The organism is Paraburkholderia sp. MM5384-R2 (assembly GCF_014201025.1).
Lineage (GTDB): Bacteria > Pseudomonadota > Gammaproteobacteria > Burkholderiales > Burkholderiaceae > Paraburkholderia > Paraburkholderia tuberum.
The window spans coordinates 14785-40111 of sequence record NZ_JACHDI010000039.1 but is presented as its reverse complement, the minus strand read 5'-3'; the positions used below and the strand labels follow the sequence as shown (position 1 = coordinate 40111).

Here is a 25327-nt window from a genome sequence, read left to right as displayed (position 1 = left end):
GTCCGCGTTCAAACGCAGGTGGTGAGCAGCAGCGCGGGCCCGAACGTGATCACGGTCGCGACCAGCGCCGCGATCAGGGTCCAGACGACGACGGTATGCATGAACGAGCTGATGCGTTCGGGACCAGGGTCGCGGGTCGCGGCGCGATAGCGCCATAGCCAGCCGATCGCGATCAGATGCAGCAGCAGAATGATCGCGAGACTCGCGCGCAGCGGGCCGGTGGGCCACGCGAACGCGCAGCCGATCGCGTGCAGCGCATACAGGATCACGAACGCGAGACACCAGATCGCGAAGCCGACGGCGAGCCACCACAACCGCCGCGGCGAAAGCGGACGCGCATTCATGGTCTGGCTCCCAGCACGGCGACGAGGCTCGGCAGCGCGAGCACGAGTCCAAGCGCGATGATGCCCGTCGCCAGCGTGTAATCGACCCACAGGCGGGTGAGGCGCAGATCGGTCAGGCGTCGCGCGGAGACGAAGCCCGCGCCGACGCGCAGCACGTTGCTGATGAGGAACAACAACCCGACGCCCGCGTGAACTGCGATGTACGTGAGCAGCGCCGCGGCCGTCGCGCCAAGCGCGTGCTCGCGCGGATTCGGTGTCACGCCGTTGATCAGCATCACGCAGGCGATGAGCGCGACGCTCAGCGCGATCGCGCTCAGCCCGATCGTGACGTGCGGTTTGCGCTCGGCGGCGGCCGCGCGCAACGAGCCACGCGTGGCGGCTGCGGCCACCGCGAGCGCGACGGCCGCGACGAGCGCGAGCCCGCGGTTCGGATGCGGCGTCACGGCTGCCGGCCAGTTCGGCGCGGCAATCCACAGGTAGAACGTGCCGAAGATCAGCGAGGTGAACAGCGTGCTGTTCGCGATCAGCGCGCAGATCATCGAAAGCCATGACGGCGCACCGGCGACCTCGGTATGCGGCGGCACGCTGACGCCTCGGCCGACCGGCAGCGCGCCGTAATCGCGCGCGTGCCCCGCGCTCTGGCCCGCGTAGATGAAGAGGCCAAACGTCACGAATGCGAATGCGACCGACAGCAGATAGAACTTGAACAGCATCGCGAGCACCGCCGCGGCGGTCACGAGCGCGGTGACGAGCGGCAGATACGTCGAGTTCGGCAGCACGATCAGCTGTTCGGGCTCGCCCGATGTCATATGCACGCCTAGCGTCTCCTGCCAGCCGTTGCGCGTGAAACCGAGGTAACCCTCGCCGCGCGCCAGAGAGGTCGCTAGCTGGCCCGGGGACACCTTTTCGGTTTCGGCGTCCATGTGCGGGATCGACGCGAATGCGTACGGCGCGGGCGGAATCGGCATCGCCCATTCGAGCGTGGTCGATTGCCACGGGTTACGTCGCACGCGTTGGCCGAAACGCAATTGCACGACGATGTCGATCACGACGAGCGCGAAGCCGATCGTCATCACGAAGCTGCCCACCGACGACAGCAGATTGAGCCAGTTCCAGCCTTCGTCGCCGCTATAGGTGAAGACGCGCCGCGGCATGCCTAGCAGGCCGGTCAGGTGCATCAGGAAGAACGTCATGTTGAAGCCGACGAACACGAGCCAGAACGCCGGCACCGAAAGGTTATGCACGGCGGTGCGCCCGGTCAGCAGCGGCAACCAGTAATAGAACGCCGCGAGCATCGGAAACGCGAGCGCGCCGGCCACCACGTAGTGCAGGTGCGCGACGACGAAGTAGGTGTCGTGCGCCTGCCAGTCGAACGGCACGATCGCGAGCATCACGCCGGTCAGCCCGCCGCAAGTGAACACGAAGAAGAAGCCGAAGATGTACAGCATCGGCACGTCCCAGCGCGGGCGGCCGTGCGACAGCGTGGCGAGCCACGCGAAGAACTGGATCGCGGTGGGCACCGCGACGATCGCCGAGCCCGCCGAGAAGAACGCGAGCGCCAGATGTGGAATGCCCACCGTAAACATGTGGTGCACCCAGATACCGAAGCTCAGGAACGCGAGCGCGATGATCGCGACGACGATCGTGCGATAGCCGACGAGCTTGCGGCGCGCGAACACGGGGATCATCGTCGACAGCACGCCGGCCATCGGCAGGAAGATGATGTACACGTCCGGGTGGCCGAATAGCCAGAACAGATGCTGCCACAGCAGCGGATCGCCGCCGCGCGTCGGATCGAAGAACGGCAGGTTGAACGCGCGCTCCACCTCGAGCAGGATCGAGCCGAGAATCAGCGGCGGAAACGCGACGATCATCATCATCGCGGTGACGAGGATGTACCACGCGAAGATCGGCATGCGATCCAGCGACATGCCCGGCGCGCGCATCTTCAGGATCGACACGACGATTTCCATCGCGAGCGACAGCGCCGAAATCTCGACGAACGTGATGCCGAGCAGCCACACGTCGGCGTTCAGTCCGGGCGTGTACACGTTGGAGCTGAGCGGCGTGTACATGAACCAGCCGCCGTCGGGCGCGCTGTGCAGAATCAGCGACACCGTCAGGATCGTGCCGCCGAACAGATAGCACCAGTAGCCGTAAGCGGTCAGGCGCGGAAACGCGAAGTCGCGCGCGCCGAGAAACTTCGGCGTCAGATAGACCGCGAAGCTCTCGACCATCGGGATCGCGAACAGGAACAGCATCATCGATCCATGCATCGTGAAGACCTGGTTATACGTCTCCACATCCATGAAGGCCGCATGCGGCGTCGCGAGCTGCACGCGCGTGAGCATGCCGAGAATCCCGGCGATCGCGAAGAACACGAACGACGTGATCATCATGCGCATGCCGAGCACCGTATGGTTGACCGCGGCGAGCCTTTGCACGCCCGGCCCGGTGGCCCAGATCGCGGCAAGCTGGCGATGCAGCCGCAGCGCGGTGATGCCCTGTGATGGCGGCTCGACGGGCACACTCATTTCTTCACCTCCCCGTTGGCGGCGGCGTTTTTGACAGCAGCCGGAAAATCTTCCGGACGCTCGACGATCACGGTGAAGTGCATCTCCGCGTGACCGATGCCGCAAAACTGGTTGCATTGTCCGGCGTACTGGCCGGGCTGATCGGCCTGGATACGCAGCAGGTTGTGGTGGCCAGGGACCGCGTCGATCTTGCCCGCGAAGCGCGGAATCCAGAACGCGTGCACGACGTCGAGGCTCGTCACGACGATGTCGACCGGCGTGCCCGCGGGCAGGTGCAGCACGTTCCCGGTTTCGACGTTGCCGAGTTCCGGATAGCGGAAGGTCCAGCGCCATTGCTGCGCGATCGCCTCGATGCGCGCGGGCGCATGCGCGCGCAGCGGCAGCAGCAATTCGCCCGCGTACAGCGCGTAGCAGATCAACGGGATCAGGATCACTGCCGGCAGCACGAGACCGCCGAGCACGATCCAGCGCGCGGGCGAAACGTGCGAGCCCCAGCCGGGCCGGAAGACCGTCATCAGAAACAGTACGAGCACCATCGCGAACAGGATCGCGGCGCCCGCCAGCATCACCCACCACAGCCCGGCGATCGATGCGGCGGCCGGACCCGATGGCTCGAGCGTCGAGAGCGGCCCGGTGCAGCCGGACAACGCGGCGAGCGATCCGGCTTGGACGGCCAGGCGCAAGCAGCTATGATGCTTTGCATCACCAGGCATTCGATGCGAGGGCACACCACCATGGCAAACAAAGGCAATGCTGGAAACGAGACGCGAAGCGAAGTGATGCTCGAGCTGTTGCGGCTCGACAAGGGGTCGGTGGTGGCGCTCGTCGGTCATCCGATTCACGTGATGATGGTGCATTTCCCGATCGCGTTCGTCGTCGCGACGTTGGGCGTCGACGTAATCTACTGGTGGACGGGCGACCCGTTCTGGATTCGCGCCGGCTTGTGGGCCGCCGGCTTCGCGTTCTGGAGCGGGGTGGCTGCGAGCGTGGTCGGTACCGCCGAGCTGCTGCTGGTGCGCGGTATCCGCCTGAAGGAAGCGAGCTGGTCGCATGCGGTCGCCGCGATGACGCTCGTCGCGCTCGCGGGTGCGAACTGGGGCGTGCGCCTTTATTACCCCGATGAGATCCTGCCGCATGGGCTCGTGCTGTCGGTGCTCAGCTCGGTGATGACGGGCTTCGCCGGCTGGCATGGGGGCAAGCTCGTGTTCGATCATGGCGTCGGAATTCTCGTTTCGCCGAAGGAGTGATGCAGCCAGCGGCCAAGTCCACCGGGCTCGAACAGATGCGGGGCCAGCAGGTTCGAGTCGATGTGAGGCTTGGCCAGCACGATCCAGATGATCGCGACGATCACGATCAGATAAGCGATGGTCAGCGCGATCGCCGAGGCACGGCTGAACCTGCCGTCGGGCAGATACAGATCGTGCAGTACGAGGCCGGCCAGTACATGCAGCATCGCCATGATGGCGACGAACACCATCTTCGCGGTGAACCATTCGACGAAGGTGGCCTGCAGAAAAATCAGCACGGTGCCGCTCGCAATCGCGACGAAAGCGGCGGGCGAGGTCAACTCCACGAACACGAGACGCGTGATGCGGTGCAGCCGGTCGAGTTCGGTGCCCGCCGCGAGCCCGCGGCGCTGCCAGAACAGATACGGCAGCACGATCAAACCGCCCGACCAGACGGCGATCGCGGCCAGATGAATGAACTTCAGCAGGGTCGTCACAGCGCGGGCTCTCTGACGCGCAGGCTTGACCAGACGAGCGAAAGTCCTGCCGCGAGATAAGGGATCATCGCCAGTACCCACATCAACAGTCCGGCGAGTTGCTGGTCGGCGAGCGGGGTGAGCCCCCACGCGGCGGTGGTCGCGAAGTGCGCGACGTAGAGCGGCACCGGCGCGAACACGATCAACGCGCCGAGCAATCCCATATGGCCGATCGTCGCGACGAGCGCCATCAGCGCGGGGCCGGTCGGCAGCGACGGCGAGAAGATGCTGCGCCACATGAGCCATGCACTGCCAAGCAAAGTAATCTGCATCAGCCAGTAGCCGGGTACCGTCGCGAGTCCCCACGCATAAGGCCCAGGCGCATGCCACAGCCAGATGATCACCGCATGAGCGGCGACCACCGGCACGAGCGGCGGATGCGCGAGGCGCGGCAGCGGAAACGCGAGGGCGAGCAGGGGGGCGACGGCAGCGATCAGAATGATGTGATGGGTGACGCGTGCGGAGAACAATGCCGAGGACAACGCGCAGAGCGGCGACACGAACACGAGGGCCATCAATGCGACGGCGCCCCATCCCGCCCGCGCATTCGCCGAGCGGTTGCTGGCCACGAACCATGCGAGCGCCGCGAGCGCGACGAGCAATGGCGGATCCGTATTCCAGCGCAGCCACAAGCTTTCAGGAACAGCCGCGGGACCACAGTAGGCGACAGGAAAATATGGCATGGGCGATGTCTTCAACGAGTCCAGGTGCTTCTTTAATACACGCAAGCAAACGCGTGACAGATAACGCCTTCGAATTGTCGGGACGGCTCACGATCCAACTGATCGCTCACGTACTCTAGCGCAAATAAACTGTTTTAGGGACGGCTATCTGAATCCTGTAAGTTTTTGCGTGACAGAATGTTTTCAATTTGTCACTCGAGGCTTTTGCCGGCGGGATAAAAGCCGGTGTAATGGCGACGGCAAGATTGCAATGGTGCGGCGCAATACTTCAGGCTTACCTGCTCGGCGTACTATGATGAAATCATGTGACGGAGGCCCGCCATGTTTCATGATCCAATCCGAATTCCCGCAATGATCGAATTGACATTGCTTGCGATCGTGCTGATCGTTGTCAGCATCGTACGCGCGAGGCAGCAAAGGGAGCGGGCGCGGAATCGAGCCGTGGCCGAGCAGCGAAGCTCTGATAAAACGCGAATGTAATATTCGCTTTTACTGCATCTTTTAATACTTTCGTATTCAGCTATTTTGCTGGTCTTTGTCACTTCTATCGATGGCTTTTCGGCGTGGCGGCAGCCACGCCGGTCGACTTTATAGCGGTGGACGCTCCAGTTGGACCCACTGCTGCACGCTGGTGCGCTGCCATTGTTGCGTGGCGTACTCCTTGAGCTTGTGCGGAACCGGATCGCCATTCAGCACGAGGCGATTGAGCATCAATGCGAGGTCCGTATCGGCGATGCACCACTCGCCGAACAGATTGGGCGAATTGGCCGGAAGCAATGCATCGGCGGCGGCGAAGAGTTTTTGTGCCGCTTCTTGTGCGCTGGCGGAAAGCGGGCCGCCGCGCGATCCGTAGAAAATGACTTCGGTGGAGCGCTCCTGGCGAACCGGCAGCAGATCGCTGCGCAGCCACGCCTGCAGCTGGCGCGCTCGCGCGCGCAGACGCCTATCTTGAGGATAGACCGGGGTGTCCGGGAAAGTCTCTTCGAGGTACTCGGTGATCGCCGACGACTCGGATAACGCAAAGTCTTCGTGTATCAGGGTCGGCACGCGCCGCGTCAATGAGCGGGCCGCATAGTCGGTGGCGTGATTCGCCTTGTTCGCGAGATCGACGGTCGAAAGGTCGAACGGCAAGCGCTTCTCGCGAAGCGTCACGAAGACGGACATCGCGTAGGGGCTAGCGAATTGGGCGTCGGTGTAGAGGTGGAAGGGCGGGTGTGCCACAGGGGCTCCGTTTTCGTTAGTCATCGATGTCGAGCTTCGAATACTAGCTGCTCGTCGCGCGCCGTGCAGCCTTTCACCAGTGCGGATTGGCCATCTTGCAGGCGAGCAGGCAGCCTAACGCCGACACGGTGCCGACCGCGCCGAGACCAAATCCTACGGCAAGGTTCTCCGCCGTCGTTGCGCAACCCTGCAGCAACATTATCGACGTCAGCAGCGACGCGAGAAAAAGACGATACCGAAGTCGCGAAGAAGATGTGCGTCGTGGTGACATGATATGTTCGGCGTGAAGGGCGCTCTTTCAGCGCATCAGCGTACGAGCATAGCGGTCCGCCATTTGTCGCATTCACCCGAGTAGCGGCCCACAAGCGTCAGACCTTACGAGCTCTTGCGAGGCGCCGGGCCGCGCTCGAATCGGTCGCCGGGCAGCGATACGGGGTGAACGCCTCGTCGGTTTTTCGACCGGTATTGCAACTGCAGAACAAAATCACGCGAGGGGCTTCAAAAAAATAATCAGGCTGATACAATGGCGCCCCTCTGCCCAGGTGGCGAAATTGGTAGACGCACTATCTTGAGGGGGTAGCGCCGAAAGGCGTGTGGGTTCAAATCCCGCCCTGGGCACCATTTCGAATCGTCGATTCGAATCTTCAAGCGCTTCGCGCTTTCTTCAGACAACGGCGGTCGTATCAGACCATCGCGTTGTCTCCGCTTCTGCGCTCAGAACTCGTTCCGATAGGCAAATAGCCCCGGAAGCCCGCCGCTCATCACGAATAGAATTTTCTGTCCGGCACTGTACTTCCCGTTGCTCACGTTTTCCACAAGACCCGCAAATGCTTTGCCGCTATACACGGGATCGAGCAACAGACCTTCCGTCGATGCCATCAGCCGAACAGCCGCGCGCATGTTATCGGTTGGAATGCCATAGCCGGGTCCGAGCTGCGCTTCGTCGATCGAGATCGCGTCATCACTCACGCTTAGGCCCGGGTCGATCAGTCGGACCGTCTGATTCGCCTTATCCAAAGTAACGGTGCGCGCGTGGCCGGCATTCCCATACACCGTGAATGCGGCAATACGCGACGGATCCAGGCCCAGCGCAACGAAACCCGCGACCAGCCCCGCATGCATGCCGCCGCTTCCATTCGGCACCACGACGCGATCGAAGGCCACGTTTTGCGCTTGCGATTGCACGACGAGTTCAGCGGCGCAGTCCGCGTAGCCGAGACAACCGACCGGGCTCGAACCGCCCAACGGACACACATAGACGTTACGGCCCTGCGCTCGCAACTCGTTCGCGCGTTCCTCCGCGAATTGCAATGCGTTCACCGTGCCGGGAAGATCATGCACGCGCGCATCGAATAGCGCATCGAGCAGCACGTTGCCGTTCTCCATGTAGTCGCGGTCGAAACGTGGCACGGTTCTCGTCAGCACCAGCTCGCATCGAAGTCCGACGCGAGCCGCCGCGGCCGCCGTGAGGCGCGCATGGTTCGATTGCCGCGCGCCGACGGTAACGATGGTGTCCGCGCCGCGCGCGAGCGCTTCGCCAATCAGGAATTCGAGCTTGCGCAACTTGTTGCCGCCGCCACCTAGTCCCGTCAGATCTTCTCTTTTGACGTAGATGTCCGCCCCGCCGAGGCGAGCGCTCAGACGCGCAAGGTGCTGAATTGGCGTCGGGCCTTCGAGAAGGGCATGGCGCGGAAACTTTGATAAATCGAGGCGGTGCGATGAGGTGGAGTTCATGGTCGTGTGCGCGCGATTGAGTTGAAAGAGCCGTTTCCATTCATTTGACTGACGCAAAGTTCTCTTTGACTCGAGTGCTCAATGCGTCAACGTCCGAATCCCAGCCAGTAATTTATCAACTTCGGCGTCGGTGGTCAGATAGCTGACCGATGCGCGCGCGATCTGTGTCAGCCCTCTGCTAGTCATATCGAATGGCGTGTACGCGACGCCATTCGAGCCGATCGTGACGCCCTGTGCCGCCAACGCGCCTCGCACCGACATGGCATCGAGTCCGGTGACGTTGAACGACACCAGACCGGATCGTTCGACACCCTGGTCGAGCACCCGCACGCCCTTCATCGCGGCCAACCGCTCGCGCAATGTCTGCGCGGTCCGATCGATCTGCGCGCGGATGTTGTCGATGCCGATTTCCAGCGCTTCGTCCAATGCATTCGCCAATCCGCAATGCAGTGCAAGCGACGCTTCCGACGATTCGAAACGCACGGCATCGTCGCGCAGTACAGGGTCGCCATTGGCGTCGAGCGGCGCGGAATACGTGTCGACGAAAGCCGGCGTCAAGCGGGGCAGAAAATCCCGCCGGACGTATAGCAGCCCGGTGCCGCGCGGTCCACGCAGTGCCTTGCGGCCCGCTCCGGCCAGCACATCGCAGCCGACTTCGACGACGTCGATCGGAAGCTGTCCGACGGCCTGCGCCGCATCGATGAAATACGGAATGCCGTGACGGCGTGCTATCTGCCCAATCGCGGCGGCCGGATTGATCAGTCCGCCATTGGCCGGCAGCCACGTCAGCGCAACCAGTCGGACCCGGTCGTCGAGCATCGCTTCGAGCGCGCGAGGATCGACCCTGCCGCTCTCATCGGAAGGAATCGTCTCTATCGATGCGCCCGCGCGCTGCGCCAGAAGACGCATCGTCGCGAGATTGCCGCCCCATTCGTGCCGTGCAACGAGGATGCGTTGCCCCTCGCGCCACGGACCCAATGCCGCGAAAGCAGCGCCCCAGCCCGGCGAGTTGCCAGTCGTCAACGCGATCTCGGCGGGCTGAGCGTTCAGCAGTCGCGCGGCGAGCGTGCGCGCCCGTTCGGTCTGTTCGCGGGCAGCCGCGCCCGCTTCCATGGGTCCCATCGAGGCTTCGCGCAACAGATGCGCGTGAATCGCTTCGAGCGTGGCGGCCGACGGCAGCGACGCGCCCGCATGATTGAAGTGCGTGGTACTGCGCACACCGGGTGTGCGGGCACGTATTGCGTCGATGACAGCGGGCGACAGCGGAGAAGACATTGGCGGCTCCGAGTGTATGAGTTCAATTCAGACGTTCTTCAAGGCGACAACCGCTTCGACTTCGACGGCGACCCCTGCCGGCAGCGACGCAACACCCACCGCGCTGCGCGCGTGACGGCCGGCGTCACCGAAGATCTGCACGATCACGTCCGACGCGCCATTGGCAATCGTGCTTTGAGCACTGGATGCCGGCGTGCTCGCGATGAACACGTTCAGGCGCACGATGCGTGCCACGCGCTCGAGCCGGTCGCCCGTCGCCGCGACGATCTGCGCGACGACACCAACCCGTACCCTCCAGCATCATTCCTGCCACGCTTCTCCTTCCGGATACCAGTACCTGTCCAGCGTCCCTTCGAGCATCTCGATGCTATACCCGGCCCTTTGCGGCGGCATATAGTGCCCGTTGCGGATCGCGACGGGATCCACGAAATGCTCGTGCAAATGATCGACGTATTCGAGCACGCGATTCTCGAGCGACGCCGACACGCAGATATAGTCGAACAGCGAAATATGCTGCACGTACTCGCACAAGCCGACACCACCCGCATGCGGGCACACCGGCACACCGAACTTCGCGGCCATCAGCAGTACGACGATCACTTCGTTGAGTCCGCCGAGCCGGCAACTGTCGATCTGGCAGAAGTCGATGGCTTGCGCCTGCAGCAGTTGCTTGAACATCACGCGATTGTGGCAATGCTCGCCGGTTGCCACGCCAATCGAACCGAGCCGCCGGCGAATCGCCGCATGACCGAGGACGTCGTCGGGACTCGTGGGCTCCTCGATCCACCACGGGTCGAACTCGGCGAGACGGCGCATGTTCGCGATCGCCTCATCGACGTCCCACACCTGGTTCGCGTCCATCATCAGCTTCCGGTTCTCGCCGATCTCTTCGCGCAGAATGCGCGCGCGCCGTACGTCTTCCTCCAGATCGCCGCCGACCTTCTGCTTGAAATGCGTCCATCCCTGCGCGACGCCTTCGCGCGCGAGACGGCGAATCTTGTCGTCGTCGTAACCGAGCCAGCCCGCCGATGTCGTATAGGCCGGATAGCCGTGCGCGAGCATTTCCTTTTCACGCTCGCCCTTGGTCTTCGCATGACGATGCAGCATCGCGAGTGCTTCGTGCGGCGTGATTGCATCAGTCACGTAGCGAAAGTCGAGGCAGCGCACGAGTTCTTCCGGGCTCATGTCGACCAGCAGCTTCCAGACCGGCTTGCCGACGGATTTCGCCCACAGGTCCCACACCGCGTTGACGACCGCCGCGGTGGCAAGATGAATCGCACCTTTGTCCGGGCCGATCCAGCGCAGTTGGCTATCCGAAGTAAATGCGCGCCAGAAAGCGCCCATATTCGCGGCGATATCTTCGAGCTTCTTGCCGACGATCAACGGCGTGAGTGCATTCACGGCGGTCACGCAGATTTCATTGCCGCGGCCAATCGTGAACGTGAGGCCGTGGCCGGTGAGATTCGGCGTGTCGGTTTCGAGCGTGACATAAGTGGCGGAGTAGTCCGGCGCGGCATTCATCGCGTCGGAGCCGTCCAGCGAACGTGAGGTGGGGAACCGGATGTCCCGAACGGACAGCCTTGTGATCGTTGTCATCTGCGCACCCTCCGGGGCTGTGGCTATCGGCTTGTCGTCTGCGGACGCGGACGGATCGGTTTCGTACGCACGTTCTCTGTGTGCGCGTTCCTGCTGCGCGTACGGGTAAGCCCGGAGTTGCCAGATACCAGGCATCCATAGGTATTTCCAGGCATTTGTACGCGTTGACAACACGGCATTCACTTTCTAGCATGCTAGCATGTCTTCTCGAAATCAAGGCCTTCGTGAATTCCTCGACCGAACTTGAGAATGCCGCCGGTGACCCGTATGTCGCACTGCAAAAAGTCGGCGGCGGCGAGCGCGGCAGCTTGACCGACGCGGTCGAGGCAGCGTTGCGAGAAGCGATTGTTACGTTGGCGTTGGAACCCGGCATGATGATCGACAAGATGGCCGTGTGCGAACGCATGGGGGTGTCGCGCTTTCCGGTGTCCTCCGCGTTGGCGAGGCTTGCGCATGCGGGTCTCGTCGAGGTTTTGCCGCAACGCGGCACGCGCGTCAAACCGATTGCGCTCGACGACATCCGCCAGCACCTGTTCATCCGCAGCGCACTGGAAGTCGAGACGGTGCGTGGGGTCGCGCTGATGCACGACACGGCGACGCTCGACGCATTGGCAAGCAATCTCGATCAGCAGCGCAGTCTGGCTGGAAGTGGCGAACGTCTGGCGTTTCACGCGCTCGATCTGGCTTTCCATGAAATCCTGCTCGACGCGGTGAAGCTGCCGCGCGTGAAGGAGATCGTCGCGGTGTCGCGCAATGCGCTGGACCGCGCGAGACAATTGCTCGCGAGTCCAGAACGGCTCACGCATACGCTGGAAGAGCACGAGAGCATCTTCAAGGCCCTTTGCGCCGGCGACGGCGATGCGGCCGCGAAAGCGATGCACGATCATCTCGACCAGGTCGTCGCCGAATTGCACCGGTCCGCAAAAGAGCGGCCCGACCTGTTCGCGCCTTGAATGAAAGCTGGAATGAAAGCCGTTGTTCAAGCCGCAAAGAGCTCCACCGTAACAACGTTGGTGATATAGGCAGCCGTCGACAGATCAGCACATGAACCCACTCATTTCCGTCAACAAGCTTTGCAAGAGCTTTCCGGGCGTAAGAGCGCTTCATGACGTCCGGTTCGAACTCATGGCCGGCGAGGTCCATGCGCTGATGGGCGAGAACGGCGCGGGCAAGTCGACGCTGATGAAAATTCTCGCCGGCGTCTATACGCGCGATTCCGGCGAAATTCTTTTCGACGGCAAGCCCGTCGATTTTCAAGGTCCGCGCGACGCGCAAGCTGTCGGCATCGGCATCATTCATCAGGAACTGCAACTGATGAATCATCTGAGCATCGCGCAGAACATCTTTATCGGCCGTGAGCCGCGCAAGGGTCTGGGTCTGTTCCTCGATGAAGACAAACTGAATGCACAGGCAAGCGAGATCCTCGCCCGCATGCACGTGAAACTCGATCCGCGCACGATGGTCGGCTCGTTGACCGTCGCGAGTCAGCAGATGGTCGAGATCGCGAAAGCACTGTCTTTCGATTCGCGCGTGCTGATCATGGACGAACCCACGTCCGCGCTCAACGATGCCGAGATCGCCGAGCTGTTCCGGATCATCCGTCAATTGAGAGAGCGCGGCGTCGGCGTGGTCTATATCTCGCACAAGATGGACGAATTGAAGCAGATCACCGATCGCGTGACCGTGATGCGCGACGGTGAGTATGTGGCCACCGTGCCGACCGAGGGCACCGGCGTCGAGACGATCATCGGCATGATGGTCGGACGCACGCTGGGCGACGTGACGCCGGTCGAGAGCGCGCCGGTGAAAGGCGAACTCGCGCTCGAAGTGAGAAATCTCGTCGCGGGTCCGCTCGTGCGCGACGTCAGTTTCGAATTGCGCAAGGGCGAAATACTCGGTTTCGCAGGCTTGATGGGCGCGGGCCGCACGGAGGTCGCGCGCGCGGTGTTCGGCGCCGATCCGGTCGAATCGGGCGAGATACTCGTGAAAGGCGTGAAGGCGTCGATCAAGAGGCCCAGTGACGCGGTCAAGCGCGGCATCGGCTACCTGTCCGAAGATCGCAAGCGCTTCGGTCTCGCTACGGGAATGGATGTCGAATCGAACATCGTGATGGCCGATCTCGGCAAGTTCCTGTCGATCAATATGTTTCTGCGCCGCGGGCAGATTCGCAAAAGAGCGCAGCACTTCATCAAGCTGCTTGCGATTCGCACGCCTTCGGCGACGCAGCAGGTGCGGCTCCTGTCGGGCGGCAATCAACAGAAGATCGTGATCGCGAAATGGCTCGAGCGCGATTGCGACGTACTGTTTTTCGATGAACCGACGCGCGGCATCGACGTCGGCGCGAAAAGCGAAATCTACAAGCTGCTGCGCTCGCTGGCGGCGCAAGGCAAGGCGATCGTGATGATCTCCTCCGAGTTGCCGGAAGTTCTGCGCATGAGCGACCGCATCGTCGTGATGTGCGAAGGCCGCATTACCGGCGAGCTGTCCGCCAGCGAAGCGACGCAGGAGCGCATCATGCATCTCGCGACGCTGCGCGAAACCCTGAAAACGCTACAAGCCTGAAGAGGTCTACGACATGACATCGCGAACGGATACCGCGTCGCTGGACAACGAAAAGCGCACTTCCGGGCTGAAAGCCCGAATTTTTGCGCCGACCGCCGTGCAAAAGATGCTCGCGTTCGCGAGCCTCATCCTGTTGCTGGTGTTCTTCAGCTTCGCGTCGCCGGCCTTCATGCAGATGGACAACATCCTCGGCATTTTTCAGGCGACAGCTGTGAACGGCGTGCTGGCGATTGCCGCCACGTTCGTGATCATTACGGGCGGCATCGATCTGTCAGTCGGTACGTTGATGACATTTACCGCCGTGATTTGCGGAGTGTTTCTCACGTACTGGCATCTGCCGATGTGGATGGGCGTGCTCGCGGCACTCGCGACGGGCGCGGTATGCGGCACGGTATCGGGCACGCTGACCGCCAAAATGAAGATCCCGCCATTCATCGCGACGCTCGGCATGATGATGCTGCTCAAAGGTCTTTCACTCGTCGTGTCGGCGGACAAGCCGATCTATTTCACCGATACCGAGAACTTCTACCGTATTTCCCAGGACTCGCTGATCGGCTATTTCCTGCCGAGCGTGCCGATTCCGAATGCGGTACTGATCCTGTTCCTTCTCGCGATCGTCAGTTCTATTACGCTCAATCGCACCGCGCTCGGCCGCTATACGTTCGCACTCGGCAGCAATGAAGAAGCGGTGCGGCTTTCGGGCGTCAATGTCGATCGCTGGAAGATCGCGATTTACGGCGTGGGCGGCGCGATCTGCGGCATCGCGGGTCTGCTGATCGCGTCGCGGCTCAATTCGGCGCAGCCGGCGCTCGGTCAAGGCTACGAGCTCGATGCGATCGCGGCGGTCGTGATCGGCGGCACGTCGTTGAGCGGCGGTTCGGGAACGATACTCGGCACCATCATCGGCGCTTTCATCATGAGCGTGCTGACCAACGGACTGCGCATCATGTCGGTCGCCCAGGAGTGGCAGATCGTCGTGACCGGTTTGATCATCATTCTGGCGGTGTATGCGGACATCCTGCGGCGCAGCCGGAGAAGTTGACGCAGGAGCAGAAGCAGCAAATAAGCAGGGAACGCAGGAGCAGGAGAGAGAGGGCACGTGAAGGCTCCCTCGAAAGCTCGATAGCGGCTTGATAGCCCAACCATTGGAGGAGGCCCCATGTTGAAGAGAAGACTGATCGGTATCGTGGTCGGTGTCGGTGCGCTCGTCGGCGGAAGTAGTCTCGCGTATGCGGACGAGCCGTATATTGCGCTTATTTCGAAAGGCTTCCAGCATCAGTTCTGGCAAGCCGTCAAATCGGGCGCCGAGCAGTCCGCGAAAGCGAACCACGTCAGGATGACGTTCGAGGGACCGGAAACGGAAGCGATGGTCGATAAGCAGATCGACATGCTGTCGGCCGCGCTCGCGAAGAAGCCGCAGGCGCTCGGCATCGCGGCGCTCGACAGTAAGGCGGCCATCCCCTTGCTCAAGCGCGCCCAGAACGACAAGATTCCGGTGATTGCATTCGACTCGGGCGTCGACAGCGATATTCCGTTGACGACCTGCTCGACGGACAACGTCGCCGCCGCCGCGCTCGCCGCCGACAAGATGGCCGCGCTGATCGGCAATTCCGGCGAAGTCGGCGTGATCGTGCACGACCAGACGAGCCGCACCGGTGTCGATCGCCGCGACGGTTTCGTCAATCAGATCAAGTCGAAGCATCCGAACATCAAGATCGTGTCCGTGCAATACGGCGCCGGCGATCACCTGAAGTCCGCGGAAATCGCCAAGACCATGATCCAGGCGAATCCGAACCTGAAGGGTATCTTCGGTGCAAACGAAGGTTCCGCGGAAGGCGCGGCGATCGGTGTCAAGGAATCGGGCAAGAAACTCGTGCTGATCGGCTTCGACTCCGGCAAGGAGCAGAAGGAGAACATCATGTCGGGCTTGATGGCCGGCGCGATTACGCAGAATCCGGTCGGTATCGGCAAATGCACGGTCGACTCGGCGGTCAAGGCGCTGCACGGCGAGAAGCTGCCGAAGAAGATCGACACCGGTTTTTACTGGTACGACAAGACCAACATGAACGATCCGAAGATCGCAGCCGTGCTGTACGACTAAGCGAGGCCGGCGATCGCGACTCGGCAAGCCGAGGCTGCGACAATCCTCAAAGAGGGAGAGCCACGATCTTCCTCTTTTTTTATTGCCGTTCCGCAACTTCGGAATCGCGCTATATCGAGCGGTCCGTTGCGCCGCAACAACATGCAATCCGAACGCTCGTACTCCATCGAGCAAGTCGGGATTCGCGCTCATGCAGGGCTTTTGATCCACGGCTGCCGGTCATTTCACGCCATTGCATGCATTAATCTGATACTTTATGTTTATGTAGTCGCTGCACGAGCCGTCCATTCGCATGCCGATTCGGACCCACACACCGTCGAATGCGCAGGTCATGGCTTTTACCGAACCAAGGTCTCCATTTTCCAGGTGGGTCGTGTCCTCGGCCCAGAACCTGAGTCCGGACAACCGGCAGATCCTGCTTGCCAACCTGTTCACGCGAACCGCATCGATCGTTTTCGCGTCGATTTGCGAAATCAGCGTATGCGCAACCGCGTATTATCTTTATCCGATTCCTCTATATGCCGCGTGGGGTATTGCGGTCGTCGCATTGCTGATCGCGCGGCTCACGCTGATCTGGCTATGCCGCACGGGGGCAGCCCGTGGGCTGCCCACGCCGACTTCCGCGTTTATTTTCGCGAGTCTGTTGTGGAGCGCGTTATTCGGGTTTGGCACATTCCTGTGCAATATCAGCGGAAGTCCCACGCTTTTTCTGCTTGGAAACGTTTGCGCGATCGGTGTGATCGGCGGATTGGCCGGACGCAATGCGGGCACGCCGCGGCTCGCGTTATTGCAGATCGTTTTTATTCTCGGCTTTCTGAGTGTCGGCGCGGCGATGTCGCCGGGCAATGGCAAGCTCGTGCTGCTATTTCAGGCTCCGTTTTGCGCGGCCGGCTTCTTCACGGTCGCGCTGCGCAGTAATCGCGACACCGTTGCGTTGCTGCTCGCGCGGGAAAACAGTCATCGCCTCGCGCGCCAGGATAGTCTGACCGGTTTGCCGAATCGCGCGCGTATCAACGAGCTGCTGATCGAACGCACCGGCGAGAGTTCGACGCCGCAGGGCGAGGCGTTCGCGGTGCTGCTGATCGACCTCGACGGCTTCAAGGCGATCAACGACAGTCTCGGTCATGCCGCCGGCGACCAGATTCTGCAGGAAGCGGCCTCCCGTTTGCGCGATCTGCTGCCGAGCGGCGACCACGTTGGCCGTCTGGCGGGCGACGAGTTCGTCGCGATTTCGGACGACGCCGGGCAGCGTCGCGACGTGCGCGTGCTGGCCGATCGCATCGTCAGAACGCTGGCGCGGCCGTTCGTGTTGAGCGAAGCGCTCGTGCATATCGGCGCGAGCGTCGGCATCGCGCTTTATCCCGAACATGCGAAAACGGGTCCGCAATTGCTGGTCTGCGCGGACCGCGCGTTGTACGGCGTCAAGCGCAGCGGCAAAAGCGCGTTCGCGATTTTCGATGCGGAGAAGCACGTATCCGACGAAAGCCTGAGCCTGCTGCGCAGCGACCTCGAAGGCGCGCTGAAGTCGTTCAATGGTTTGCGCATGGAGTATCAGCCGATCATCGATCTGCATACCGGCGCGGTAGCGGGCCGCGAGGCGCTGATTCGCTGGGCCCATCCGACGCGCGGCGAGTTGTCGCCGTCCGCGTTCATTCCGACCGCCGAGCGCACCGGCCTGGTCCTCGCATTGGGTGAATGGGTGCTGCTGCAATCGTGCATGGCGGCGTCGGCGTGGCGCGACAAGGCGATCGTCGCGGTCAACGTGTCGCCGGTGCAATTGCGCGAGGAATCGTTGGCATCGACGGTGACGGCAATACTTCGGAAAACGAGGCTGCCGCCGACGCGGCTCAATCTCGAGGTCACGGAAACGGCGCTGCTGAACGACGACGAAGTGACTCGCCGCAATATCACCAGATTGCGCGCATTGGGTATCGGGCTGGCGCTCGACGACTTCGGCACCGGCTTTTCGACGATGTCCACGCTCGTGCGCTTCTCGTTCGACAAGCTGAAGATCGACAGTTCGTTCGTCCGCGAGTCCGTGCATCGGCGCGAATCGGCGGCCGTGGTGCGCGGCATCGTCGCGCTGGCGCGCGAGATCGGCATGCCGACCACGGCCGAGGGCATCGAAACCCAGGAGCAGCTCAATTTCGTGCGCGTATGCGGTTGCACGCATGCGCAGGGTTATCTGCTCGGCAAGCCTATGTGCAACGAAGAAATCGAGCAGTGCGAAGCGGTGCTCGACGCGCGTGTCGCCGACAAGGCCGCGCCTGCGGACTTTTGATATCCGTTACCGATGCGATCGAGGTCGTGATGTCGTCTCCCTTGCAATTTCAACTGCGAATCACCGCGTCGATCGAACTCGCCAACTCGCTGCGCGCGGACCCTTCGTGCGCCGCGCATCCAGCGCTACGTGCCATTTTGCAAACGCATCACGCAACGCTCAAATGCCAGTTCGATGCATTCGCCGACTACGTGAGCGAAGCGCAGAGAATGGGCATCGAGAACTACCCGCTTTATCAATGGACACGGCAAACCATCGAGAACCCGGAGAAGAAAGCGAAGTACCTGCAGTCGTTCACGCTCCATGTGAATGGCGACGAAGTGTATGACAAGGACGTCGCCGATGCCCTCGAGGCCGGCTTGTCGAAGCTGATCGACGCGAATGGTATTGTTCGCGTGTCACGGTACGACACGAATCCCGGAAACAATCCGCAGCCGCCCGCGCGCGTGTGAGGCAGCCGCTTAAATTTCAGTCCGAAAGCTTCATGGTCAAGCGATTTAACATTTGAGGACATGCCGCGAAGTTCGTGAGACGATGCAATTTCACTTATTTTTGTGGGAGTGTGACATGGGACTTCTCGACGAAGTGGGCAAGATTGCCGGTGCGGTTGCCGCCGTTGAAGCCGCGGAGAAAGTCGATCCGCAAGCGGGTCTGCTGACCAAAGGCGTGGCCGCTATCGCCGGTTTCGAAGGCGCTGGAAAGCTGGAATCGCTGGTGGAAAAGAAAGAAGAAGAGAAGCAGGACGACGCCGACAACGCTCAGGCCGCGGACGATACAAGCTCCCAGACCTGACCGGACGTCAAGCGGATTGCCGGTTGCATGCGCGCGATCGAATCACGCGCTGCACCGGCAATTTGTTTTTATAAACCTTTCGATATCGAACCCTCCTTCCGCTATTCGCCCGATGTTTCATCGGGCTGTCATCGCCGTCCGGCTACGATCGTCCGTCACTTTCCGTCCGCGCTCGCCCCGCGGGGCGTTGTTTTGCGCTGGCATTCTTCCACCTGAACAACCATACCGGACATGTCGAACAGAAAAATCGTCAAGACAACGCCTGCCGATGAGCACGGCGCATCGATCGTCTCGCGTCGCGGCTTTCTGAAGTTCGCCGGCGCATCGAGTCTCGCGACGGCGGCGGGCGCGCTCGCATCGACCGCGCGCGGCGCCAATAGCGGCACACCCGATGGCACGCCCGAACAGATCCATCTGACCTGGGGCGGCGACCCGGCGAGCGAAATTACCGTGTCGTGGTCGTCGCTCGCGCCCGCGGTCAATCCGCAGGTGCGCATAAGCGGCGCCAATAGCGGGGACCACGCGAAACATACGGTGCACGCGGTGCAAAGCACGTACACCGACGGCATCAACGGCGAGGTCGTATTCAACTATCACGCGCGCGTGCGCGAGTTGAAGGCCGACACGAGTTACCAGTACGAAGTGACGGCCGATAACGACGGCAATGCAGCGCAACCCTTCACCGCGAGTTTTCGTACCGCGCCGCGCGACCGCGCGCCGTTTCGCTGGACGAGCTACGGCGATCTCGCGACGCCGAATACGAACTGGGTGCTGTCGTCGCCGCAAAGCCGCTTCGCGGTGGCGGCCGTCGAGCGCTTTCAGCCGCTCTTCCATCTGCTGAACGGTGACCTCTGCTATGCGAATCTGAATCCGACGCAGCAGCCCGCGGTGTGGCGCGACTTCGGCAACAATGCGCAGACGTCGGCGTCGAACCGGCCGTGGATGCCGTGTCCCGGCAATCACGAACTCGAATTCAACAATGGCGAGCAAGGCCTTGCGTCGTATCTGTCGCGCTACGTGCTGCCCGATAATCACACGCGTTTTCCGGGCCGCTGGTACAGCTTCCGCGTCGGCTCGGTGCTGTTCATTTCGCTCGATGCGGACGACGTCGTCTATCAGGATGCCGCCGCTTTCGTCGCCGGGCCCGCGCCGCTGACGCCGGTCGCGAGTACCGGCAATCCGCCGATTCCGGCGGGCACGTCGCTGTACGTGCGCGGCTATAGCAATGGCGAGCAGACACGCTGGCTCGAAAAAGTGCTGCAGCATGCATCGCACGATAACGACGTGGACTGGATCATCGTGCAGATGCATCAGGACGCGCTCAGTTCGTCGAAGACCGGCAACGGTTCCGACAAGGGCATTCGCGAAGCGTGGCTGCCGCTGTTCGATCGCTATGGTGTGGACCTCGTGCTGTGCGGTCACGATCACGACTACGAGCGCAGCTATCCGGTGCGCGGTTGCAATCACAACAAGGGCACCGACATCGCGACGGGGCACCCGGTCGATACGTTGCAGCCCAAGCCGATCATGTCGGCGGTATCGGCGGGTGCATCGACGTTCGATACGAGCCACGGCACGATCCACCTGATTCTCGGCGGCGGCGGCACGAGCGCGCCGCTCGACGTGTATGGCGTCGATACCGGCACGGGCCTGCCGCAGGCGCGCATCTTCACGAAGCCGAATCGCCCGGTGCCGTCGACGACCGCGGGCACGTTCGTGCGCGCGAGCGCCGACGCGGTCGAAGACGCGATCTGGTCCGCGCAACGCGACACCGGCACCGGCTACGGCATCGCGGTGTTCGACTACGATCCGGGGCAGCCCGGCGGTGACACCACGATCACGATGAACTACTACCATGCGCCGGGCGCGGATCAGACGCCGACACCGGAATATGATCTGTTCGAGACGATCGAATTGAAGAAGAAGCGGCGCGGGTAGAAGGATAGATTTGATTCACTGATCGGCATTCAATTTTCAGGGGCCGCTCATTACGAGCGGCCCCTTGTTTTTGTGCGCCCAGCATGGAGGTCGGGCGAACGGGTGCTGGAGGGCCCGTGCAGACTCTACGCACGACTCCATCTGAAGGTCAATGAGGCCAAGACAGCGGTCGCGCCAGCATCCCGGCGCAAGTTCCTGGCCTACGCGTTGTGGCACGGGAAAGGCCGGCAGGTGAAATACGCGGTAGCTGGCAAGGCATTGGCGAACTTCAAACAACGCACCCGGGATCCGACACGCCGTTCGTGCGGGCGCAGCGATAGCCAGGTAACGCTGGCAAAGAAGACGAACCGTTAGCCATTGACATGAATGCCGTCGAGTGGATCGCGATTAAGGGGCTGCCACGAGAAGCTTCGCGCCGACGCCGTCCTCAGTGCGATTGGCGAGCAGTGGTCATGGTCATTGCATTGCGCAACCTGAGTCGGCGCATGAGCGAGGCTACGACGCGGCGAAGAAGGTGGAGGGGTTCAAGCGGCACATTGCAGCCGATACCAATGGTTGGTTGCTGATGTTCAACCTGACGCCAGCCGATATTGCTGGCAACAGGGGGGCACACTGTGGTGGATGCATTGAAGCAGCGCTGGGCCCGGAGCCGACTACCTATCTATTCTGATAGGTTTTTGAGATGTTCATCGATGATCAAATAGGCCCCCTATCGTTTTTGAGCGGCATGCAAGACCGGCACTCGCCGAAACTGCATTCGGTAAAAAGAAAAAATCGGTTTGTTTATCGCTATCACCATGCTAAATAACCAGTAATCACATTCGAATGCAACGGGCTACCAAGGCCGCCTCGGGAGTATCCGAGCGCTTGAAGAACCCTTTTTATTGAGGCCTGGCCGATTGGCTGCGTGCTCGGTTCAGTGAATCAAAACATCGCCTATTCCTTTCTGTATGAAAATGAATAAAAAACACTTGTCATTTTGGGCCATCCTGACTTGGCGGCTTCTCGGGTCAGTGCAGAATTCGTGCGTCAACTAGAAGATTATCCCGTCACACTGCATGAAATCTGCAAATTTCATGAACATTTCCGGTTCAACGTCGAGCGCGAACAGGCGTTGCTAACCGCCCATCACCGCATCGTTTTTCTTTTTCCCCTGTACTGGTACTCAGTGCCAGCACTGCTAAAAAAATGGCTGGACGACGTTTTCCTGCCGGGATTCGCCTATGCTCGAGAGGGTGACAAGCTCGCTGGTAAAGAGTTCTTGGTCCTCACGACTGTCGGCGCACCGCCCGAGGGCTACCGTGCCGGGGGCTTTAATCGCTTTACGCTGGACGAACTGTTACGCCCGTTCCAGCAGACAGCCAACTATGTAAAGGCGAAGTATCTGCCGGCCATAGCAATCTACGAGTCTGTTTTTCTTGACCAGCCAACACTGGAAGCTGAAGTTCGCGCGGCGTGCCGCCAGATTGTCGACGACTACGTCGACCCTTTCCAGCTATACGAGCAACTGCTGGAAAAAGCTGAGGCGCAGCAGATTGCACTACTGGATACTGCGACGCAACTTAAAGACCAATCGTCGATCTAGGCAGCTCCGCGTGTACGTCCGTGATATTTGCTCGAATGCTCCCTTGCTAGCCGCCCGTAACGAGTTGGACTTCTTCCATCAGGACCGATGCTTGGTTTCTTCACGCGTTACCGCATTTGAGTCCTACTGTGGCATGACGGATAGCAGCTCCCAGTTGCTTCGAACTGCCTTCTGGTTGCGCGATCGTTTTTGCGCGCTAGCGGGAGTTCGTCCAATTAATGGATTTGCGCAGGAAAGACCGAAAGCAAGTCCAGTAGCCGGTGATGTAGTCGACTTCTTTAAAGTCGACTACATCACCAACGATGAACTCTTTCTGGTTGCTAACGACCGCCATTTGTGCGTCCTGGTCGCGCTCATGCTTTCGCCTGCATTGGGTTCGAAGCGGGAGTTGACCATAACCGCAAGCGTCAAAACCCACAATCTTTTCGGCAAAGTTTATATGGTGCCTGTTGCATATGCTCATGGCCTTATCGTGCGGCGCATGCTGCGCCAACTGACAAGCCGTGCTTGAACTGTTGAGATCAGTAGAATGGAACTTCTTGCTATTACTCCCAATTTATTGCACAAGGACAGTCAGGATGATGTGCTTGATCACTGTGTGAAAGACGCGCCGTCCGTGCGACTTACAGCTAGACAGTGGGATGAGCTAGTCGCTAATGCCTCGCAAGAAGAGCATGAGCTACTAGACAACGTCAACATTCCCGACGGCACAGGCCGAATTCTTAAGGATGTCCCGGCACAAATATCAGCAGCAGACGCTATGCGCCTGAACGGTTTCGAGATTGATCTGTCTTCGTTTTATTCCTTGGATGGCGACCGGTGGCGTTTGACCGCCACGGTTCTCCCCTTGGGCATAATCCGTCTATTGCAGCGATTGGGGAGCGCCATTCATTCGCCCATCGTGGATGAAGCGAAGCTTGCGAAATTGCGAGCGTTGCTGTCCACGCACCTTGCACAGGGGCTAGCACCGACATTCAGCTATCTCGCTCATAACGATACCGGTAACTATTTTTTTACCGGAAAACGCACGAGCACGTGCCCGGCCTTATGCTAATCGAGATCGCCAGACAGGCGATGTATCACTACGTCTATTCGACTACGGATTTCCACCGCGGAGAGGTGTCGATTTCAATGGGCGTATTCGAAGGTGGCACACCGCTGCTCCTGGTTATTTCGGCCGTGCTCCTCGTCATAGGCGTTCTTGAGTGGCTGGCGTCGTCGAGCTCAAAAGGCGGAGCCCGTATTGGATCCCCCGATGGTTCTGTCCTTGGCCCACAAGGCAAATGATGGGCATGACTTTGTGGTTTCTGTCAGTCAGAGGTGGACGCGAACCGAAGACAGCCGGATAAGTGGTTTGAGGGGGGCGGAGCCAGCGATAATGCTGGCACGCCCAACTCATCAGCATGGGCTTCACGGGTACGGACCGGTTCGAGAATGTCTGACGGCGGTCGGCCATTCTTTCACGCTCACCGCAAGCGCAACGGCCCATTCATTTTGTTACACGTCTTACCGCCACGGACTGTCTTGGTTACAAAGCCCTTTCCGATGCCCCGCTATACTCGGCGCCGTCTCACTAAAACAAAGACCCGATATGTCGAAGAAAATCATCCAGATGGTTGCCGTGGCTGCATTGAGCGCCGCGGCGTCGTTGCCGGCACTTGCCGGTGATATGAACAACATGCTCGGCGGCGCGCTCGGTGGCGTCGCTGGCGCGGCAGTCGGCGGCGCGGTGGGCGGCAGCACCGGCGCGGTGATCGGCGGCGCGGTGGGCGGCGGGGCGGGCGGCGCGGTCACGTCGAATCGTCGTGAACGGACCGGCGCGATCATCGGCGGCGCGCTCGGTGGCGGGGCGGGCACCGCGGCCGGCAACGCGATGGGCGGCCGCACCGGCGGCCTGGTCGGCGCCGCGCTCGGCGGCGGCGCGGGTTCGGCGCTCGGCGGCAACGTCTCGCGCTCGAACTCGTATGCCAACGACTACTCGCGCGGCTACCAATCTGGCAAGCACCATCACAAGCATCGTCGTTACGACTGAGACGGCTTGACATCGACAGGGCCGGTCCGCGTCCGCATCACAGACGAACGCGGCGGCCCTCGTCCATCACGCATGCAGAACCAGTTTCTGAATACGCCAGTTCAGCAACTCGGCAACGAATAATACGTTTTCCGAAGGACACGCCATCTCGTGAATCCAGCCGAACTGCTTCGGCTGTTTGCCCGCTTTGCCAAGCACACCGAGCACTTTGCCATCGAGCGTCATCTTGTAGATGCGGCCCGGAAACGCGTCGGCGCTATAGAGCACCTGATTCGGTCCCGGCGAGATGCAGATCGCCCAAGGCGAGCCCGGCGCGAACGTGCCCGCGGCGAGGTCCGCTTCGCTCGGCATGTTGCCGATCGCGGGGCGCGCGTCCGGCGGCACCGGTACGTCGATTGTGAACTGGCGCAGGAACGTGCCCGCGGTATCGAACACCTGGATGCGCCGGTTGCTGCGATCGGCCACATAAACGTGGTCGTGCGCATCCACCGCGATGCTATGCGGCGTATGGAACTGCCCCGATCCCGTGCCGCGATCGCCCCATGACTTCAGCCAGTTGCCGTCGCGATCGACCTTCGCGACGCGCGAGTTGATGTATCCCCCGTTACGGGTAAGTATGAGGAAATGGACTGACCGAAAACCCTTGTAAATGCGGGAATATTTAAAGTTTGGCCTGTCCATCCTCGATGGAAAAAAATGGACAAAATCGTTGAAAGTTGTCTATCGAAAATTAACAGCCTGTTCGCGCGGGATCTCGCTCTTTCGGCGTCGCAGTCAGGTTTGACATAGCGAGGGGACGCCAGGCAGCATGGAAGTCGGTGTGGAAGCCGAGCAGAGAGATGGCAACTGGCAAGTGGCAAGTGGCAAGTGGCAAGTGGCAAGTGGCA

General features: G+C 61.1%; 25 protein-coding genes, 1 tRNA gene and 2 pseudogenes. 16 read left to right on the top strand and 12 right to left on the bottom strand.

Translation table 11 applies throughout. From position 1 onward, the window contains the following. Positions 1-8 precede the first annotated feature (8 nt). Genes HDG37_RS35280 through coxB form a run of 3 tightly spaced genes read right to left on the bottom strand, consistent with a single transcriptional unit; the run spans position 9 to position 3561 of the window. Complete coding sequence (locus tag HDG37_RS35280; RefSeq protein WP_184055744.1) at positions 9-344, bottom strand: hypothetical protein; 336 nt, start codon at positions 342-344, stop codon at positions 9-11. Further along, positions 341-2878, bottom strand: coding sequence for a cytochrome c oxidase subunit I (ctaD, locus tag HDG37_RS35275; RefSeq protein WP_184055742.1), 2538 nt, complete (start codon positions 2876-2878; stop codon positions 341-343). The genes HDG37_RS35280 and ctaD overlap by 4 nt, the downstream gene beginning before the upstream one ends. Beyond that, on the bottom strand, positions 2875-3561 hold the full coding sequence (gene coxB / locus HDG37_RS35270; RefSeq protein ID WP_184055740.1) for a cytochrome c oxidase subunit II: 687 nt from the start codon (positions 3559-3561) through the stop codon (positions 2875-2877). The genes ctaD and coxB overlap by 4 nt, the downstream gene beginning before the upstream one ends. 51 nt (positions 3562-3612) lie before the next feature. Between coxB and HDG37_RS35265 the strand changes: the two genes are divergently transcribed. Next, the gene (locus tag HDG37_RS35265) at positions 3613-4125 is read left to right on the top strand and encodes a DUF2231 domain-containing protein (protein ID WP_184040085.1); all 513 of its coding nucleotides are present in this window, start codon (positions 3613-3615) and stop codon (positions 4123-4125) included. Here the strand turns inward: HDG37_RS35265 and HDG37_RS35260 are convergent. The 4 genes from HDG37_RS35260 to HDG37_RS39825 all read right to left on the bottom strand — a co-directional run bounded on the left by HDG37_RS35260 (position 4089) and on the right by HDG37_RS39825 (position 6743). Next, the gene (locus HDG37_RS35260; protein WP_184055738.1) at positions 4089-4601 is read right to left on the bottom strand and encodes a CopD family protein; all 513 of its coding nucleotides are present in this window, start codon (positions 4599-4601) and stop codon (positions 4089-4091) included. The genes HDG37_RS35265 and HDG37_RS35260 overlap by 37 nt on opposite strands. After that, positions 4598-5323 (bottom strand): cytochrome c oxidase assembly protein, encoded by a 726-nt coding sequence (locus tag HDG37_RS35255; RefSeq protein WP_260321208.1) that lies wholly within the window; start codon positions 5321-5323, stop codon positions 4598-4600. Before HDG37_RS35255 ends, HDG37_RS35260 begins: the two co-directional genes overlap by 4 nt. Positions 5324-5911: 588 nt before the next feature. Continuing rightward, complete coding sequence (gene yfcF / locus HDG37_RS35250; RefSeq protein WP_184055736.1) at positions 5912-6568, bottom strand: glutathione transferase; 657 nt, start codon at positions 6566-6568, stop codon at positions 5912-5914. Between the two features lie 49 nt (positions 6569-6617). Next, positions 6618-6743: a hypothetical protein gene (locus HDG37_RS39825; RefSeq protein ID WP_260335219.1), complete on the bottom strand. Its 126-nt coding sequence runs from the start codon at positions 6741-6743 to the stop codon at positions 6618-6620. Positions 6744-7080: 337 nt separating this feature from the next. Here HDG37_RS39825 and HDG37_RS35245 point away from each other — a divergent pair. After that, positions 7081-7165: transfer RNA gene (locus HDG37_RS35245), tRNA-Leu, on the top strand. A 93-nt stretch (positions 7166-7258) separates the two neighbouring features. On the opposite strand, the gene HDG37_RS35240 is transcribed toward HDG37_RS35245, so the two are convergent. The 4 genes and pseudogenes from HDG37_RS35240 to HDG37_RS35225 all read right to left on the bottom strand — a co-directional run bounded on the left by HDG37_RS35240 (position 7259) and on the right by HDG37_RS35225 (position 11149). Continuing rightward, the gene (locus tag HDG37_RS35240) at positions 7259-8278 is read right to left on the bottom strand and encodes a D-cysteine desulfhydrase family protein (protein WP_184055734.1); all 1020 of its coding nucleotides are present in this window, start codon (positions 8276-8278) and stop codon (positions 7259-7261) included. A 78-nt stretch (positions 8279-8356) separates the two neighbouring features. Further along, positions 8357-9553 (bottom strand): aminotransferase class V-fold PLP-dependent enzyme, encoded by a 1197-nt coding sequence (locus HDG37_RS35235; RefSeq protein ID WP_184055732.1) that lies wholly within the window; start codon positions 9551-9553, stop codon positions 8357-8359. A 27-nt stretch (positions 9554-9580) separates the two neighbouring features. After that, positions 9581-9838: pseudogene (locus tag HDG37_RS35230) on the bottom strand (RidA family protein); the annotation flags it as partial. Between the two features lie 15 nt (positions 9839-9853). Beyond that, positions 9854-11149, bottom strand: coding sequence for an L-fuconate dehydratase (locus tag HDG37_RS35225; RefSeq protein ID WP_184055730.1), 1296 nt, complete (start codon positions 11147-11149; stop codon positions 9854-9856). A gap of 191 nt (positions 11150-11340) precedes the next feature. On the opposite strand from HDG37_RS35225, the gene HDG37_RS35220 reads away from it, so the two are divergent. From HDG37_RS35220 to HDG37_RS35160, 14 genes and pseudogenes are all read left to right on the top strand, one after another. After that, positions 11341-12102 carry a GntR family transcriptional regulator gene (locus HDG37_RS35220; protein ID WP_184055728.1) on the top strand — a complete coding sequence of 254 codons (762 nt, stop codon included), beginning with the start codon at positions 11341-11343 and terminating at the stop codon, positions 12100-12102. Between the two features lie 91 nt (positions 12103-12193). Continuing rightward, entirely contained in the window at positions 12194-13711 is a 1518-nt protein-coding gene (locus HDG37_RS35215; RefSeq protein WP_184055726.1) for a sugar ABC transporter ATP-binding protein, read from the top strand. A gap of 13 nt (positions 13712-13724) precedes the next feature. Then, positions 13725-14753 carry an ABC transporter permease gene (locus HDG37_RS35210; RefSeq protein WP_184055723.1) on the top strand — a complete coding sequence of 343 codons (1029 nt, stop codon included), beginning with the start codon at positions 13725-13727 and terminating at the stop codon, positions 14751-14753. A 117-nt stretch (positions 14754-14870) separates the two neighbouring features. Further along, positions 14871-15812, top strand: a complete 942-nt coding sequence (locus HDG37_RS35205; RefSeq protein WP_184055721.1) for an ABC transporter substrate-binding protein — start codon at positions 14871-14873, stop codon at positions 15810-15812. Positions 15813-16143: 331 nt separating this feature from the next. After that, entirely contained in the window at positions 16144-18093 is a 1950-nt protein-coding gene (locus tag HDG37_RS35200) for a bifunctional diguanylate cyclase/phosphodiesterase (protein WP_184055719.1), read from the top strand. 29 nt (positions 18094-18122) lie between these two features. Further along, complete coding sequence (locus HDG37_RS35195; protein ID WP_184055717.1) at positions 18123-18545, top strand: hypothetical protein; 423 nt, start codon at positions 18123-18125, stop codon at positions 18543-18545. Positions 18546-18660: 115 nt separating this feature from the next. Beyond that, positions 18661-18885, top strand: a complete 225-nt coding sequence (locus HDG37_RS35190; RefSeq protein ID WP_090807650.1) for a hypothetical protein — start codon at positions 18661-18663, stop codon at positions 18883-18885. Between the two features lie 231 nt (positions 18886-19116). After that, positions 19117-20823, top strand: a complete 1707-nt coding sequence (locus HDG37_RS35185; protein ID WP_184055715.1) for a fibronectin type III domain-containing protein — start codon at positions 19117-19119, stop codon at positions 20821-20823. A 478-nt stretch (positions 20824-21301) separates the two neighbouring features. Next, a pseudogene (locus HDG37_RS39820) lies at positions 21302-21464 on the top strand (transposase); the annotation flags it as partial. 335 nt (positions 21465-21799) lie between these two features. After that, entirely contained in the window at positions 21800-22408 is a 609-nt protein-coding gene (locus HDG37_RS35180; RefSeq protein ID WP_311541788.1) for an NAD(P)H-dependent oxidoreductase, read from the top strand. Positions 22409-22418: 10 nt separating this feature from the next. Further along, entirely contained in the window at positions 22419-22919 is a 501-nt protein-coding gene (locus HDG37_RS35175; protein ID WP_311541779.1) for a DUF2867 domain-containing protein, read from the top strand. Positions 22920-22937: 18 nt separating this feature from the next. Continuing rightward, positions 22938-23462: a hypothetical protein gene (locus HDG37_RS35170; protein WP_184055709.1), complete on the top strand. Its 525-nt coding sequence runs from the start codon at positions 22938-22940 to the stop codon at positions 23460-23462. Then, entirely contained in the window at positions 23456-23695 is a 240-nt protein-coding gene (locus HDG37_RS35165; protein ID WP_184055707.1) for a hypothetical protein, read from the top strand. Before HDG37_RS35170 ends, HDG37_RS35165 begins: the two co-directional genes overlap by 7 nt. Positions 23696-23999: 304 nt before the next feature. After that, positions 24000-24440 (top strand): hypothetical protein, encoded by a 441-nt coding sequence (locus HDG37_RS35160; protein ID WP_184005106.1) that lies wholly within the window; start codon positions 24000-24002, stop codon positions 24438-24440. A gap of 66 nt (positions 24441-24506) precedes the next feature. Here the strand turns inward: HDG37_RS35160 and HDG37_RS35155 are convergent, their stop codons facing one another. Beyond that, positions 24507-25121 (bottom strand): hypothetical protein, encoded by a 615-nt coding sequence (locus HDG37_RS35155; RefSeq protein WP_260335218.1) that lies wholly within the window; start codon positions 25119-25121, stop codon positions 24507-24509. Positions 25122-25327 lie beyond the last annotated feature (206 nt).